Origin of the sequence: Streptomyces sp. NPDC093598 (assembly GCF_044764825.1) — a bacterium.
In the GTDB taxonomy this organism is placed as follows: Bacteria; Actinomycetota; Actinomycetes; order Streptomycetales; family Streptomycetaceae; genus Streptomyces.
Genome location: NZ_JBIWIV010000002.1, coordinates 482,980 through 498,334 on the forward strand (window position 1 = coordinate 482,980; position 15,355 = coordinate 498,334).

The 15,355-nt window shown below is 70.4% G+C and carries 10 protein-coding genes; 4 read left to right on the forward strand and 6 right to left on the reverse strand.

The genetic code is table 11. The annotated features are described in order from the left end of the window. Positions 1 to 136: 136 nt before the first annotated feature. The gene (locus tag ACIRDU_RS08240) at positions 137 to 3,055 is read right to left on the reverse strand and encodes a glycoside hydrolase family 48 protein (protein ID WP_403575998.1); all 2,919 of its coding nucleotides are present in this window, start codon (positions 3,053 to 3,055) and stop codon (positions 137 to 139) included. Positions 3,056 to 3,456: 401 nt separating this feature from the next. Here ACIRDU_RS08240 and ACIRDU_RS08245 point away from each other — a divergent pair, with 401 nt between their 5' ends. The 3 genes from ACIRDU_RS08245 (at position 3,457) to ACIRDU_RS08255 (ending at position 6,985) form a co-directional block, all read left to right on the forward strand. Beyond that, entirely contained in the window at positions 3,457 to 5,169 is a 1,713-nt protein-coding gene (locus tag ACIRDU_RS08245) for a glycoside hydrolase family 6 protein (protein WP_403576000.1), read from the forward strand. Between the two features lie 130 nt (positions 5,170 to 5,299). After that, positions 5,300 to 6,196 (forward strand): class I SAM-dependent methyltransferase, encoded by an 897-nt coding sequence (locus ACIRDU_RS08250; RefSeq protein WP_403576002.1) that lies wholly within the window; start codon positions 5,300 to 5,302, stop codon positions 6,194 to 6,196. 87 nt (positions 6,197 to 6,283) lie between these two features. After that, entirely contained in the window at positions 6,284 to 6,985 is a 702-nt protein-coding gene (locus ACIRDU_RS08255; protein WP_403576004.1) for an SDR family oxidoreductase, read from the forward strand. A 72-nt stretch (positions 6,986 to 7,057) separates the two neighbouring features. Here the strand turns inward: ACIRDU_RS08255 and ACIRDU_RS08260 are convergent, their stop codons facing one another. From ACIRDU_RS08260 to ACIRDU_RS08270, 3 genes are all read right to left on the reverse strand, one after another. Further along, a complete protein-coding gene (locus ACIRDU_RS08260) occupies positions 7,058 to 7,849 on the reverse strand; it encodes an aldo/keto reductase (RefSeq protein ID WP_403577318.1) in 792 nt (263 codons plus the stop codon). 157 nt (positions 7,850 to 8,006) lie between these two features. Further along, positions 8,007 to 9,833: an AMP-dependent synthetase/ligase gene (locus tag ACIRDU_RS08265; RefSeq protein ID WP_403576006.1), complete on the reverse strand. Its 1,827-nt coding sequence runs from the start codon at positions 9,831 to 9,833 to the stop codon at positions 8,007 to 8,009. A gap of 300 nt (positions 9,834 to 10,133) precedes the next feature. Next, on the reverse strand, positions 10,134 to 11,012 hold the full coding sequence (locus ACIRDU_RS08270) for a LysR substrate-binding domain-containing protein (protein WP_403576008.1): 879 nt from the start codon (positions 11,010 to 11,012) through the stop codon (positions 10,134 to 10,136). Positions 11,013 to 11,172: 160 nt separating this feature from the next. Here ACIRDU_RS08270 and ACIRDU_RS08275 point away from each other — a divergent pair, with 160 nt between their 5' ends. Then, on the forward strand, positions 11,173 to 12,186 hold the full coding sequence (locus tag ACIRDU_RS08275) for a bile acid:sodium symporter family protein (protein WP_403577320.1): 1,014 nt from the start codon (positions 11,173 to 11,175) through the stop codon (positions 12,184 to 12,186). Here ACIRDU_RS08275 and ACIRDU_RS08280 read toward each other — a convergent pair. Together ACIRDU_RS08280 and ACIRDU_RS08285 are read right to left on the reverse strand one after the other, a co-directional pair. Next, positions 12,122 to 13,357 (reverse strand): DUF4185 domain-containing protein, encoded by a 1,236-nt coding sequence (locus ACIRDU_RS08280; RefSeq protein ID WP_403576010.1) that lies wholly within the window; start codon positions 13,355 to 13,357, stop codon positions 12,122 to 12,124. The two genes, ACIRDU_RS08275 and ACIRDU_RS08280, sit on opposite strands and share 65 nt — an antisense overlap. Positions 13,358 to 13,368: 11 nt before the next feature. After that, complete coding sequence (locus ACIRDU_RS08285; protein WP_403576012.1) at positions 13,369 to 15,240, reverse strand: exo-alpha-sialidase; 1,872 nt, start codon at positions 15,238 to 15,240, stop codon at positions 13,369 to 13,371. Positions 15,241 to 15,355 lie beyond the last annotated feature (115 nt).

Below are 15,355 nucleotides of genomic sequence, written 5' to 3' on the forward strand. Positions count from 1 at the left end.
GCCCTGCGTCAGGTGCAGGGCCATGTACGCAGAGCTTCGGACGCACCTTCTGTTTCAGGGGCGCGGGGAACTGCGCGACCAGCCACGACGGACCCGCAGCCGAGATCCCGCCCACCCGCGGAGCGTCCGGCGGGGGCTATTCGAGAAGCTCCGCGTACGAGCCCATGGCCAAGGCGATGTCCGCCTGAGCCCAGAACCGGTGATAGGTGAACGACGGCACCGCACCGCCCGCGAGATAACTCTCGATCTTCGACCAGGCCGGATCGTCCTCGTAGAAGGAGCGGATCGAGTCGAACGTCGACGACGAGTTGATCGCGTCACCGTTCGGCATCGTGCCCGTCCAGCCACTCGGAATGTGCACCGGGTCGTCGAACCGGTTGTAGTCCGCGCGGTTCTCCGGAACGGCGATCCCCAGATCGGTCCGGTGGTTCGCCCACATGCCGTCCAGCAGCTTCTTCGCCGCCGCCGCGGCCTCCGTGTCACCGGAGCGGTCGGCGTAGTACGTCAGGGTCTTGGCGTACGCGGCCGCCACACCGACGTCGTTGGTGTAGTCGGCGACGGTGACGTGCAGCCCGCTGTTGGCGCCGGGGCTCGACGCGTTCCACGTGTCGGGCTGGCCCGACCACTGCAACGTCGACGGGATGCGGAACGTGCCGTCCGGGTTGAACGTGGTCTTGGACAGCGCCCAGTCGACCCACTTGTCGAGGACCGTCTTGGCCTTCGCGTTCCCCGTCTGCTGGTACAGCTCGGCGACCCGCTCCATGGACCACGCCTGGAAGCCGAACCACTGGTTGGACGGCGGGTCGTGGTACACGGGCTTCTCGTCGTAGTACATGCCGTAGAACGTCGACTTCCCGGCGGGCGGGGTCGCGTACCGGCCCGCCCAGCTGTTGGTCGCGCCGCCCGCGATGGCGCCCTCGTTCGACTGGAGCCAGCGGTAGAACTCCAGCTGCCGGTCCATGGACTTGGCCCAGTCCGCCGCGCCCGTCGCCGACTTGGGCTTCAGCGGGGCGTAGCTGCTGAGCGCGTAGGCGGCGAGGGGGTTCTGGTAGCCGCCGTGGGCGTGGCTGGAGCCGATGCGCCAGGCCCAGCCGGCGCTCGTGTCGGTGGCGCCGCCCCAGGCGTAGTACCAGGACATCAGGTAGAACGAGGCGTCCTTGCCGGTGCCCGCCGGGCAGGTCGAGGGCCCGACGCAGTTGCCGACCTTCTTGAAGTACTTGTCGAACATCGAGTAGCGCAGGTAGTCGCCCATCTTGGCGGCCTTGCCGACCGTCGCGGAGACGTCCGAGCCCTTGCCCTGCTCCTTCGCCCACAGATCCGCCCAGTAGGCGGCCTGTACGGCCCGCGCGTCGGCGTCCGGCGCGTTGGTGAACTTCCACTGCTTGGCGTAGGAGGCGTCAGCGGTGAACAGGTCCAGATAGCCGTTCTTGCCGCCGTACTTGAAGGCGTCGCAGGTCGGCTGCGGCACCGTCTCCCACACCGACTCCTGCGCGCCGCGCTGGAAGGTGTTGATGTACGACGGGCCGGTGTCCGAGGGGCCCGCCTCGCACTTGCCGGGCGAATTGCCGTAGCCGTAGACGTTGTCGACGTCCTGCAGCCAGTGCATGCCGTAGACGTCGTCCGTGCCGTAGGCGCTCTTCAGTTCGCCCGCGATCGGGTCCGTGCCGACCGAGACACCGGTGTCGAGCTTGGCCGGATACTCGTTCGGCGTGTCCAGCTCGGGTGCGTAGGTGGCCGGCTTGGAGGCGTTGTAGAAGGAGTTGGTCGGCTGGTCGGCCTTGGTGGGGATCATGTACTTCTCCATGAGCTCCCACGCGCCGTTGAACTTGGACCAGTCACCCGTCACCTTGCCGTACATGGCCTGGAGCCACAGGAGGTAGCTGTACGCCTCCGAGGTGGTCTCGTGACCGTGGTCCGGCGCCTCGACGATCAGCGTCTCGACCGAGTGGTAGGGGATGCCCTCGGGGGAGAAGTAGCCGTTCGCCGGGTTGGTGATCTTTCCGTAGAGCTCCAGGAAGCGGGCGTCGTACACCTTCGCCGCGGCCAGCTGGGTGACGGTGACCGAGGCCTTCGCGTGGCCGGCTGCGGTCGACTCGAACACGGCCGATCCGGTGCCCGAGTTCGCGGCCGTGACGGTCACCTTCTGCGCGGTGTTCCAGTTCTGCGGCGTGAAGGTCAGCGAGGCTCCGGCCGAGACCGACAGCCCGGAGTTGCCGCTCGCGCGGGCCGAGGTCACCGTCACGTTCGCGGACGGCTGCTTGGACAGCTTCACCTCGTACGTGCCCGACTTGCCCGACTGGACGCCGAGTTGGAGCGGCGAGGCGACGACGGTCGGACCGGAGGCGACGGTGATGCCGACCGGAGTGGAGTCGGCGGAGGCGCCCCTGCTGTCGTACGCCTTCGCCACCAGGGAGTGACCGCCGACGGCCAGGTCGGAGACGGAGAGCGCGTAGGGCGCGCTCGTGTCGGTGCCCAGCAGCTTGGTGTCGTCGTAGAACTCCACCTTGCTGATCGTGGCGTTGTCCGCGGCGGCTGCGGTCGCCGCCAGGGGCACCGCCTGGCCCTGGGTGTAGACGGCGCCCGCGCTCGGGCTGGTCAGCACGGCGATCGGCGGCTGGTGCGCGCCGGTGCAGGGCGTGCCGTTGACCGAGAAGGACGTCGGCGCGGTGTTGGTGCCGCTGTAGGAGAACTGGGCGCCGGTGGAGACGGCTGCGCCGGCGGCGACCCGTGCGTTGTGGGCGGCGTTCTTCACGGTGATGTTCTGGCCGGACTGCGACCAGGTGCCGTTCCAGCCGTTGCCCAGCTTCTGGTTGCCGGAGTAGGCGTAGGTCAGCGTCCAGCCGTCGATGGCGTCCGTGCCGCGGTTGGTGAGGGTCAGGTCGACCGTGAAACCGGAACCCCAGTCGTTCGTCTTGTAGTCGACACTGCACTGAAGTGCAGCCGCCTGAGCGGGAGTCGACCCTGAGGAGAGCATCGTCAACGGAAGTGCGAGAGCTGCGAGGGCGGCGGTCCACAACCGCCGCACCGCTCCGCGTCTCCGGGGTGGGGGATGCATGGTGCTGGTCCCTCCTTGCGGCTCGGAGAAGTCAAGGCTTGAACCAGTGGGAGCGCTCCCATAGTGCGGACGCGTCAGGTACCGGTCAAGGTGCTCGAAGAGTCGAAAAGATTCGATGCCGCGAGTTGAGCGAAAGTCAGTGACTCCCCTGTTCTTTGCCGACACTTGGCGCTACCTTCCTGGACACCAGTGGGAGCGATTCCATCAGTCGACGCGTCCGTCACGACGCACCCGGCCTGCAAGGAGTCGCTCATGCGACACCCCTCGCGTTCAGTACTTTTAGCCGCCGCCCACGCGGTCGCCCCGGGCTGCGTGAGTGCCGGTGCCGGGTTCCTTATGTCGTTGTCGGAGCGCGCCCTGAACGGCTGTCACCCCCACCACCGAAAAGGAAACCCCCACTCATGAGCCGTACGAGAACCGCGTTACTGGCCGCCATGGCCCTGGTCGGCGGTGCGACCGGCACCGCCTTCGCAGTCGACCCGGGCGGTGCCGATATCGCCGCCGTCCCGTGCACCGTCGACTACAAGATCCAGAACGAGTGGAACACCGGCTTCACCGCCGCCGTGACCGTCACCAACAACAGCGCCGCCAAGTCCTCGTGGTCGCTGAAGTGGTCGTACGCCGGCAACCAGAAGGTCACCAGCGGCTGGAACGCCAAGCTCAGCCAGAGCGGCACCGCCGTCACCGCCGCCAACGAGTCCTACAACGGCCGGCTGGCGACCGGCGGCTCGGTCAGCTTCGGTTTCCAGGGCAGCTACAGCGGCAGCAACGCGATCCCGGCCACCTTCACCCTCGACGGCGTGACCTGCAACGTCGACGGCGGCCCCGGCGGCCCCACGGACCCCCCGCCGGACCCGGCGAACCGGGTGAACAACCCCTACGAGGGTGCCAAGGTGTACGTGAACCCGGAGTGGTCGGCCAACGCCGCGGCCGAGCCGGGCGGCAGCCGTGTCTCCAACCAGCCCACGGGTGTCTGGCTGGACCGCATCGCGGCCATCAACGGCGCGGGCGGCAAGATGGGTCTGCGCGCCCACCTCGACGAGGCACTCCGCCAGAAGGGCACCGGCGAACTCGTCGTCCAGTTCGTCATCTACAACCTGCCGGGCCGGGACTGCTCCGCCCTCGCCTCCAACGGCGAGCTCGGCCCGACGGAGATCGACCGCTACAAGACCGAGTACATCGACCCGATCAAGGCGATCCTCGCCGACTCGAAGTACGCCTCGCTGCGGATCGTCACCACGGTCGAGATCGACTCGCTGCCGAACCTCGTCACCAACACCGGCAGCCGCCCGACGGCCGTCCCGCAGTGCGATGTGATGAAGGCCAACGGCAACTACATCAAGGGCGTCGGCTACGCGCTCAACAAGCTCGGCGACGTGCCCAACGTCTACAACTATGTCGACGCCGGGCACCACGGCTGGATCGGCTGGGACGACAACTTCGGCCCCACCGCCACCATCATGAAGGAGGCGGCGACCGCCGAGGGCGCCACGGTGAACGACGTCCACGGCTTCATCACCAACACGGCGAACTACAGTGCCCTGAAAGAGAACAACTTCACCATCAACGACACCGTGGCCGGCAAGTCCGTCCGTGAGTCGAAATGGGTCGACTGGAACCGCTACGTCGACGAGCTGTCCTACGCCCAGGCCTTCCGCAACCAGCTGGTCACGGCGGGCTTCAACTCGAACATCGGCATGCTGATCGACACCTCCCGCAACGGCTGGGGCGGCGCCGCGCGGCCCACCGGACCGGGCGCGACGACCAGCGTCGACACGTACGTCGACGGCGGGCGCTACGACCGTCGCTTCAACACCGGCAACTGGTGCAACCAGTCCGGAGCGGGCCTCGGCGAGCGCCCGCAGGCCGCCCCCGCGGCGGGGATCGACGCGTACGTGTGGATGAAGCCGCCGGGTGAGTCCGACGGGGCGAGCAAGGCCATCCCGAACGACGAGGGCAAGGGCTTCGACCGCATGTGCGACCCGACCTACACGGGCAACCCGCGCAACAACAACAACATGTCCGGTGCCCTGCCGGACGCGCCGCTGTCCGGTCACTGGTTCTCCGCACAGTTCCGGCAGCTGATGCAGAACGCGTACCCGCCGCTGTCCTGACCCCTCCGTGCTGAACCGCTGATCCGCCGGGGCCCGTGCCCCGGCGGATTTTGCGGGACCGGCAACAGCAGTGGCCTCCGCACGGTGCGCCGTCGCACGCTGACCGCATCCGAGCGAGAGGCTGACCACCATGGCGCACCACCACCACGACCACGAGCGGGGCCACGGCCCTCACCACGACCACACGGACCTCGACTGGGCCCAGATGGGCCCGATGCTGGAGTCCTCGGCGGAACTCTTCGCGTCGCTGTACGAGCGGGCCCTGGGCTGGCTGGCGCAGGAGGTGACCGAGCCGGGCCTGATCGTCGACGCGGGCAGCGGGCCGGGCGTCGTGTCGTGCCTGTTCGCGGAGACCTTCCCGGGCGCGCGGATCGTGGCGGTGGACGGCTCCGAAGGGCTGCTGGAGCGGGCCCGGGCGCGGGCCGAGCGGCAGGGGGTGGCCGACCGCTTCGGCACCATCGCCGGTGAACTACCGGAAGTGCTGGGCGAGTTGGAATACCCCGCCGATCTGCTGTGGGCGAGCCGCAGCCTGCACCACCTCGGCGACCAACGGGCCGCGCTCGCCGCGTTCGCGCAGCGGCTGGCACCCGGCGGCACGCTGGCCCTCATGGAGGGCGGTCTGCCTCTGCGCTTCCTGCCGCGCGACTTCGGCATCGGCCGGCCCGGTCTCCAGGCGCGGATCGACGCGGTGGAGACGGAGTGGTTCACCCGGATGCGTACCGAGCTGCCCGGGCACGTGGCCGAGACGGAACACTGGCCGGCCCTGCTGGCCGCCGCGGGGCTCAAGCACGCAAGGACGCACAGCTTCCTGCTCGACCTCCCGGCGCCCGCCTCGGACCGGGCGCGTGCGTATGTCGTGGCGTCCCTGTCGCACATGCGCGACAAGCTCGCCGAGGGGCTCGACGCCGAGGACCTCGCGACCGTGGACCGCCTGCTCGACCCGGACGACGAGGCGAGCCTGCACCACCGTCCGGACGTCTTCGTCCTGGAGGCCCACACGGTCCACACGGCGGTCCGGCCCGCCTAGCGACGGCGGCGGCCCCTTGACTTCGAGAGCGCTCCAACTGATGGACTCCCCGGCATCGCACACCGGCCCACACCACAGGGGGAATCCATGTCCGACTCTCAGGTCGCGCTCATCACAGGAGGAGGCAGCGGGATCGGCGCCGCGGTCGCCCGGCAACTGCTGGACGCCGGGCACCGGGTGGCGGTCACCGGGCGGGGGGAGGAGCGGCTGCGCGGGTTCGCCGAGGAACTGGGGCGGCCCGACGGGCTGCTGACACTCGCCGGTGACACCGCCGTGTACGAGGACGTCCGGGCGGCGGTCGACAGCACCGTGAAGACGTTCGGCCGACTGGACACCGTCGTCGCCAACGCCGGTTTCGCCACCCATGACACGGTCGCGGAGGGTGACCCGGCAGGCTGGACCGACATGGTGCTGACCAACGTCCTCGGTCCGGCCCTGCTGATCCGGGCGTCCATCGACGCGCTGAAGGAGACGCGCGGCCGGATCGTCCTGGTGGGCAGCGTCGCCGGGTTCGTGTACGGACCGGGCAACATCTACGGGGCGACCAAGTGGGCGGTGACCGGGCTCGCCGAGAACACCCGGCGGCAGGTCACCGAGTGGGGCGTGGGCGTGACCCTGGTCGCGCCCGGCCGGACGGAAACGCCCTTCTGGGACTCCTACGGCAGCCTCCCGCCCGGCCACCTCCTCACCGCCGGCCAGATCGCCGACTCGGTCGTCTGGGCGATGAGCCGGCCGGACGGGGTCGATGTCAACACGGTGGTCGTACGGCCGGTGGGGCAGCCGGTCTGAGAGGGCCCGGAACGGCGGCACCCCGGTCCCCGGCCCGTCAGGGCCCGGGGACCGGGGCGACGCGGGCGCTGCTCACGCTCCGTTGAACTCCGCCGGGTCGGGGCCCAGGCGCCGGTCCTCGTTCAGGGCGCTGATCGCCGCGAGGTCCTCGTCGTCGAGGCTGAAGTCGAACACGTCGATGTTCTCCTTGATCCGCGACGGCGTCACGGACTTCGGGATCACCACGTTGCCCAGCTGGAGGTGCCAGCGCAGCACGACCTGGGCCGGCGTGCGGTCGTGCTTGCGGGCGATGGCCACGATCGCCGGGACCTCCAGCAGGCCCTTGCCCTGGCCGAGCGGCGACCAGGCCTCCGTGGCGATGCCCTGCTCCGCGTGGTACTCACGGGCGGCCTGCTGCTGGAGGTGGGGGTGCAGCTCGATCTGGTTCACCGCCGGGACGACCGACGTCTCGCCGATCAGCTTCTGAAGGTGCTCGGGAAGGAAGTTGGAGACACCGATGGCCCGGATCCGGCCGTCGGCCTGGAGCTTCTCGAACGCCTTGTAGGTGTCGACGTACAGACCCCGCTCCGGCGTCGGCCAGTGGATCAGGTACAGGTCGACGTAGTCCAGGCCGAGCTTCTCCAGCGACGTGTCGAAGGCGCGCAGCGTGGAGTCGTATCCCTGGTCGGCGTTCCAGAGCTTCGTGGTGACGAAGAGCTCCTCGCGGGGGAGACCGGCGGCGGCGATGGCCTTGCCGGTGCCCTCCTCGTTGCCGTAGATCGCCGCGGTGTCGATGCTGCGGTACCCGGCCTCCAGCGCCGCCGCGACGGCCGTCTCCGCCTCGTCGTCCGGCACCTGCCAGACGCCGAAGCCCAGCTGGGGCATCTCGACGCCGTTGTTCAGGATGATCGGGGGGACCTTGCTCACGAGCTCTCGATCCTTCGGTAAGTGGTCAGATGTGCTCCCATCGTCAACGATCACGGGCGGTGATGCATTCCTGACGGGAGAATTCCGAAGCCACACCTGCCCCGCGGGGCGGAGGTCACGCCCGGTAGAGCGCCTCGACCTCGTTCTCGTACGCCTTCTCGATCGCCTTGCGCTTCAGCTTCAGGGACGGGGTCAGCAACCCGTGCTCCTCCGTGAACGGCTGGGCCAGTATGCGGAAGGTGCGGATCGACTCGGCCTGTGAGACCAGGGTGTTGGCGGCGACCACCGCGCGCCGGACCTCTGTCTCCAGGTCCGCGTCGCGCACCAGCTCCGCCGGGGACATCTGCGGCTTGGCCCGCATGGCCAGCCAGTGCTCCACGGCCTCCTGGTCGAGGGTGACCAGGGCGGCGATGTACGGGCGGTCGTTGCCGACGACGATGCACTGGTTGACCAGCGGATGGTCCCGGACGCGTTCCTCCAGCACACCGGGCGAAACACTCTTGCCGCCGGATGTGACCAGGATCTCCTTCTTGCGGCCGGTGATGGTGAGGAAGCCGTCCTCGTCCAGTGCGCCGAGGTCGCCGGTGGCGAGCCAGCCGTCGTGCAGGGTCGCGTCGGTGGCCTTCTGGTTGTTGAGATACCCCTGGAAGACGTTCTCGCCGTGCAGCCAGATCTCGCCGTCGTCCGCGATGTGGACGGTCATGCCCGGGATGGGCTGCCCGACCGTGCCGAACCGGGTACGCCCGGGCGGGTTGGCGGTCGCGGCCGCCGTGGACTCGGTCAGGCCGTAGCCCTCGTAGATGTGCACGCCCGCCCCCGCGAAGAACAGCCCGAGCCGGCGGTCCATCGCCGAGCCGCCGGACATGGCGTGCTTGATGCGGCCGCCCATCGCGGCGCGGATCTTGGCGTAGACCAGCTTGTCGAACAGTTGGTGCTGCATGCGCAGGCCCGCCGACGGGCCGGGGCCGGTGCCCCAGGCCTTGGCCTCCATCGCGTCGGCGTACTTGATGGCGATGTCGACGGCCTTCTCGAAGGGGCCGGAGCGGCCCTCCTTCTCGGCCTTGCGGCGGGCCGCGTTGAACACCTTCTCGAAGATGTACGGCACGGCCAGGAAGAACGTCGGCTTGAACGCGGCCAGATCCGGCAGCAGGGCCGCCGCGTTCAGCTGCGGCTGATGGCCGAACTTCACCTTGCCGCGGATCCCCGCGACCTGGACCATCCGCCCGAAGACGTGCGCCAGCGGCAGGAACAGCAGGGTCGCCGCCTCGTCGCCGCGCTTGGAGTGGAACAGCGACTCCCAGCGCCGGATGACGGTGTCCGCCTCGAACATGAAGTTGCCGTGCGTGAGGAGGCAGCCCTTGGGGCGGCCGGTGGTGCCCGAGGTGTAGATGATCGTGGCGACCGACTCGGGGGTGACGGCCTGCCGGTGGCGGTGTACCACCTCGTCGTCGAGGTGCGCGCCCGCGTCGTACAGCTCGTGCACGGCGCCGGAGTCGAGCTGCCACAGCCGGCGCAGCTGGGGCAGCCGGTCGATGACGGTGGCGATCGTCATCGCGTGGTCCTCGTGCTCCACGACCGCGGCCGTCACCTCGGCGTCGTACAGCATCCAGAAGCACTGCTCGGCCGAGGAGGTCGGGTAGACCGGCACGACCTGGGCGCCGATCGTCCACAGCGCGTAGTCGAACAGGGTCCACTCGTAGCGTGTACGGGACATGATCGCGACCCGGTCGCCGAACCGGATGCCGCTCGCCAGCAGGCCTTTGGCCAGGGCCAGCACCTCGTCGCGGAACTCGGCGCTCGTGACATCCCGCCACTGTCCGGAGGCGTCCTTGCGGCCCAGCGCGATGTGCAGGGGGTCGTCCTGGGCATGCTCGAAGACCACATCGGCCAGACCGCCCACCGGAGGCGGCAAGGCCAACGGAGGGTTGGTGAACTCGCGCAAACCCCGCTCCCCGCTCCTCAGCGCTCCTGTCGAGTGACGCCCCGCACAGCGCCGTGAAAGCTACCCCACCCGGCCAGGGGGTGGGAGGGGGCGCGAAGGCGAGCATCGCTCTTGTCCGCGTTGGTCAGTGAGGGACAAAGTGCTCACACGGGGAAGGGTCGGGCACATTCCTGACGGTTGAGTAAGTTTCGGTGCCGTAATCTCCACCGAATCTGTACGAGTCCAGCCGCCGTGCGATGCCCCTTCGAAGGGGGTCTCTTCTGTCAGCGGGGCGGCGGCGGATTCTGTCACTCCGGTTCGTCACAGGCCCTTGCGCTCACTGCGGTGCAGCCGGTCCCCGCCCGCCAGGATCGCCGCCGCCAGGGCGTCGGCCGCGCCCTGGGCGGAGGGCCGGCGCCGGCCGTGGACCAGGACGAAGTCGACCTGCCCCAGTTCCGGCAGCCCCGCCCGGTCCGGGACCCGGACCAGCCCCGGCGGGATGAGGCCGCGGGAGTGGGCCATCACGCCGAGACCGGCCCGGGCCGCCGCGACGAGGCCGTTGAGGCTGCCGCTGGTGCACACCACGCGCCACTGGCGGCCCTGCCGCTCCAGGGCCTCCAGGGCGAGCGCGCGGGTGATGCCCGGCGGCGGGTAGACGATGAGCGGCACCGGGCGGTCCGGGTCGAGCCTGAGGCGTTCCGCGCCGATCCACACCAGCCGGTCGTGCCGGACCAGCTCGCCCCGCGGGTCCTCGGGCCGCCGCTTGGCCAGGACCAGATCCAGCTTCCCCGCGGCCAGCTGCTCGTGCAGCGTCCCCGACAGTTCGACCGTCAGCTCCAGGTCGACCTCCGGGTGCTCGTGCCGGAAGCCCTCGAGGATCTCGGGCAGCCGGGTCAGCACGAAGTCCTCCGAGGCGCCGAAGCGCAGCCGGCCGCGCAGCCGGGTACCCGTGAAGAACGCCGCGGCCTGCTCGTGCACCTCCAGGATCCGGCGCGCGAAGCCGAGCATGGCCTCGCCGTCCTCCGTCAGCTCCACCGAGTGCGTGTCCCGGGTGAACAGCGTCCGCCCGGCGGCGTCCTCCAGCCGCCGCACGTGCTGGCTGACGGTCGACTGCCGCAGCCCGAGCCGCCGCGCGGCCTGCGTGAAGCTCAGCGTCTGCGCCACCGACAGAAACGTGCGCAGATGGGCGGGGTCGTACATGGCCTCACGTTATCGCGGAATGTGATGACAGTGAGAGCGGTATACGGGATTCCCGATCGCCGGTCGGGGGAGCAGGATGGAAGGGGGCCGCTCCGGCCCCGGACCGACCGAAGTACCAAGCAAGTGGAGCACCGTGAAACGCCTGCACTGGCCGCAGTGGATGCCGATCGACCCCTACATACTGCTGCTCCTCGGGACGGTGGGCCTCGCCGCACTGTTCCCGGCGCGCGGGTCGGCCGCCGATGTCGCCTCTGGTGCCTCCACGGCGGCCGTCGCCTTCCTCTTCTTCCTGTACGGCGCCAGGCTGTCCACGCGTGAGGCGCTCGACGGGCTGCGGCATTGGCGGCTCCACGTCACCGTGCTGGCCTGCACCTTCGTCGTCTTCCCGCTGCTCGGGCTCGCGGCCCGCGGGCTGGTGCCGGTGATCCTGACGCACCCGCTCTACCAGGGCCTGCTCTTCCTCACGCTCGTCCCGTCCACCGTGCAGTCGTCGATCGCCTTCACCTCGATGGCCCGCGGCAACGTGCCCGCGGCGATCTGCGCGGGCTCCTTCTCCTCCCTCGTCGGCATCATCGCCACCCCGCTGCTCGCGGCCTCGCTGCTCGGCGGCAACGGCGGCGGGTTCTCCGCCGACTCGCTGCTGAAGATCGTGCTGCAACTGCTGGTGCCGTTCCTGGCCGGACAGGTGCTGCGGCGCTGGATCGGCGGCTTCGTCACCCGGCACAAGCAGGTCCTCGGGCTGGTGGACCGCGGCTCCATCCTGCTCGTCGTCTACACCGCGTTCAGCGCGGGCGTGGTCCAGGGCATCTGGCACCAGGTCAGCCCCGCCCGGCTGGGCGGCCTGGTCGTCGTCGAGGCGGTGATCCTCGCCGTGATGCTGCTGCTGACCTGGTACGGCGGGAAGGCGCTGCGCTTCGGCCGGGCGGACCGGATCGCGATCCAGTTCGCCGGCTCGAAGAAGTCCCTGGCCGCCGGGCTGCCCATGGCGAGCGTCCTGTTCGGCGCGCAGGCGGCGCTCGCCGTGCTGCCGCTGATGCTCTTCCACCAGATGCAGCTGATCGTGTGCGCGGTGATCGCCAAGGGGCGCGCACGGGAAGCGGCGACGGAGGTCAACGCGCCGCAGCCAGCCGCAGCGTCACGAACCGTGGTCGGTACAGGGACACGTTCCGGCTGAGCTGGGCGGCGGCGCCCGTCGTGCCCAGCCAGTTGACGTCGTAGCTCAGGACGAGCCGTCCCTCGCCGCTCAGCACCGGATGCGCCTGGGGGTTGTAGGCGGCCACCTGCCCCTGCGGCAGCGACGGGCTGAACTCCTTCGCCGGACCGTGCCACGGCCCGGCCGGGGAGCAGGCCCAGTAGGACGCCACCGTGGTCAGGCCCTTCGGGCCGGCGGCCATCGTGAAGAGCACATACGTGCCGGAGTCCCGGACGACGGAGAACGCGCTGCCCACGCCCTTGCGCTGCCCGTCCCCGAGCACCGGCCGGGGGCGGACGCCGGGCACCCACGCCGAGCCGCTCCAGTACTGCCAGGCGTCCGGATCCGCGAGCCCGCCCTCCGGTACCCGGGCCGCGTACGCGTGCGAGGCGGGGCGGGAGACCGCACGGCCGTCGTCGCCACCGAACACGTACGTCCAGCCGTCCTCCTCGACCAGAGTCGTGCCGAACAGTACGCGCCGGGACGCGTCGCGGACCGACTGCTGGTCGAGCACCTTCACGATCGACTCCAGGCGCAGGCCGGGCAGCGACAGGGTGGCGACCTCGGTGGCGGTGGGCACGCCGTAGATCCACGGTGCCTGTCCCGCCGTGCGCACCCACAGCAGCACCCGGACGACCTGCTCCGAGGAACCGGGGGAGCGGGGTTCGACGCGGGCCGCGACCGGCCAGCGCCACTGGTCGGGCGCCGGGTCGGCGAACAGCGGGGCGGGCAGGGTGGATTCGAGCCGGCCGTCGCGCATCAGCACGGCCGAGTTGCGCACCAGCGGCGTGGTGGCGTCCCGCCAGGCGTAGGACTCGCCGTGCGGGTTGGGCGGGCCGTAGACCCGGCCCAGGTAGGTGTCGGAGAACAGCCACAGCACCCGGCCGTCCGGCAGCCGCACCGAGTGGGTGCCGTCACCGCCGGTCCAGTCGTCGGTGCGGCTCGCGTCGTCGCCGTAGCGGGCGAACTCGGCGGTGAGACCGTCGTCCGCCTTCCAGGAGCCGACCGTGAGCGCCCGGCAGGCGCCGGCGTCCGAACCGTCGTCGTCCGGCAGGGCGATGAGCAGCGCGGCGCCGAGAACCAGGGCCAGCAGCAGGCCGATCCCGGTTCCCGTGCGCTGTCGTGCTCGTGCTGCTCCTGAGTCGTCGGGCACGCCGTGTGACGTTAGTTGCTGCCGCTCACCTGGTCCATGGGCAGCCACAGCACCGTGCCCCGGGAGAAGGCGCCCGAGGTGCCGGAGGCGAGCTCCTTGTCGCTCAGGGCCCGGTTCCACACACGGACGTCGTCGATCGCCCCGGTGAGGAAGGCCCGGCTGTCCATGCGCTGGCCGATGTGCACGCCGAAGGGGGAGTTGCGGCTGACCGAGCCGGGCACGTCCGCGGTGCTGAGCGCCTTGCCGTCGAGGAAGAGGGTCAGACGGCCGCCGCCGCGGCGCAGTGCCAGATGGTGCCAGTGGCCGTCGTTGTGGGCGCCGTCGGTCCACACCGAGGCCGACCTGACGGTCGTCGCGCCCGAGCGGGTGGTGATCAGCCCGCGGACCCGGTTGCTCGCCGGCTCCCCGCGCAGCCAGATCTGCGGCTGGGTGGTGCCGACACCTCCCATCCACAGGAAGGGCTGCTCGCCGGTCGTGGCCGTGTAGCGGAAGTGCAGCGAGGCCGTGAAGTCCCCTTCTCCGAGCGGGAGCCGGGACCGGTACGGCAGCCGTACGGCGTCGTCGGTGCCGTCGAAGGACAGCGCGCCGCCGCGGACACCGGCCGTCCGCCCGGCGCCGCCGAGCACGGCCGCGGGCCTGGCGCCCGCCGCCGCGTCGCGGGTGGTCGGGTCGGCGCCCCGGCGCGGCTTCAGCCAGTCCTCGGTGAAGCGGGCGAAGCGGATCTCGTCGCGCGCGTCGACCGCGCCGCCCTCGTACAGCAGGCCCACCGTCGTGCCGTCGACCGCCGCCATGTCGGAGTAGCCGGACCAGTCCGTGGTGACGACCGTGCCCCGGTCCACGCTCTCCCAGGTGCGTCCGCCGTCGTAGGAGGAGCGGACCATCATCGTGCGGCGGCGGTCGGGGTCGGCCGGAGCGGACAGCAGCATCCGGTCGCCCAGGCGCAGGGTCGCGCCCTGGACCTGCGGGGTGTACAGGTCCGGCAGAGCGCGGAAGGGCGTGGCGAAGCTGCCGCCGCCGTCCCGGCTGAGGGTCTGGGAGCGGTGGCCCAGGTCGGTGCCGTCCTGTTCCCGCCCGCTGACGAGCAGGGCACCGTCGGCGCGTTCGGTGAGCGTCACCTCGGACGGCTTCTGCCGGAACGTGCCGTCCTGCGCTATGGGCCAGGTGTCCGTGGCGCCGACCCGCCAGGAGTCGCCGCCGTCGTCGCTGACGATGAGCGCGGCGTGGTTGGCGGAGACCCGGCTGCCGTTCCACGTCTCGGTGTTGACGCCGAACACGAGCCGCCCGGCGTGCTTGCCGCGGGTCAGCTGGACGCCGTGCACAGGGCCGGTCGCGTACCACGAGTTCCAGTGCGCGGGCAGGATCTCGTCGCTCAGATCGCGTGGCTCGGACCAGGTCCGGCCGTCGTCGTCGCTGTACTGCAGATGTGGGGTGCGGTCGCAGGGGACGGAGCAGTTGCCGGCGTCCGTACGGCCGGTGTTGAACGTCTCGGCCAGCAGGATCCGGCCGGTCCTGCGGTCCACGACGGGCGCCGGGTTGCCGTGCGTGTCGCCCGCGCCCTCGGTGACGACCTGGAGCGGTCCCCAGGTGCGGCCACCGTCGGTGGAGCGCTTGAGGACGATGTCGATGTCGGCCGCGTCCCCGCAGTTGAGGACGCGGCCCTCGGCGAACGCCAGCAGCGTGCCGCTCGTGGTGCGCACGATCGCCGGGATCCGGAAGCAGGCGTAGCCCGGGTCCTGGGACGCCTTGAAGAGGACCCGCTGTTCGAACTCCGGTAAGGCCGTGGCGGACTGGCTGTGCGCCGGGGCGGTGGGCGCGAGCAACGCCCCCGCGGTGGCAGCGGCTGTCAGGGTGGATCTCAGACGTGCGCGAAGACTTGACGGCATGGTGCGACCTGCCCTTCATGCGTCTGTCGGCTGGACCACCGGTGCATGGGAACAGACATCCGGTCATTCGGACATCCCACGTCCAATGTGTGGGCCACAGACGGTACTTGGCCTC

Excerpts from the sequence above, each read along its gene's own strand:
- ACIRDU_RS08255 (WP_403576004.1), top strand. The coding sequence starts at position 6,284 with ATGTCCGACTCTCAGGTCGCGCTCATCACAGGAGGAGGCAGCGGGATC.
- ACIRDU_RS08260 (WP_403577318.1), bottom strand. The coding sequence starts at position 7,849 with ATGCCCCAGCTGGGCTTCGGCGTCTGGCAGGTGCCGGACGACGAGGCG.
- ACIRDU_RS08270 (WP_403576008.1), bottom strand. The coding sequence starts at position 11,012 with ATGTACGACCCCGCCCATCTGCGCACGTTTCTGTCGGTGGCGCAGACG.
- ACIRDU_RS08240 (WP_403575998.1), bottom strand. The coding sequence starts at position 3,055 with ATGCATCCCCCACCCCGGAGACGCGGAGCGGTGCGGCGGTTGTGGACC.
- ACIRDU_RS08245 (WP_403576000.1), top strand. The coding sequence starts at position 3,457 with ATGAGCCGTACGAGAACCGCGTTACTGGCCGCCATGGCCCTGGTCGGC.
- ACIRDU_RS08250 (WP_403576002.1), top strand. The coding sequence starts at position 5,300 with ATGGCGCACCACCACCACGACCACGAGCGGGGCCACGGCCCTCACCAC.
- ACIRDU_RS08275 (WP_403577320.1), top strand. The coding sequence starts at position 11,173 with ATGCCGATCGACCCCTACATACTGCTGCTCCTCGGGACGGTGGGCCTC.
- ACIRDU_RS08285 (WP_403576012.1), bottom strand. The coding sequence starts at position 15,240 with ATGCCGTCAAGTCTTCGCGCACGTCTGAGATCCACCCTGACAGCCGCT.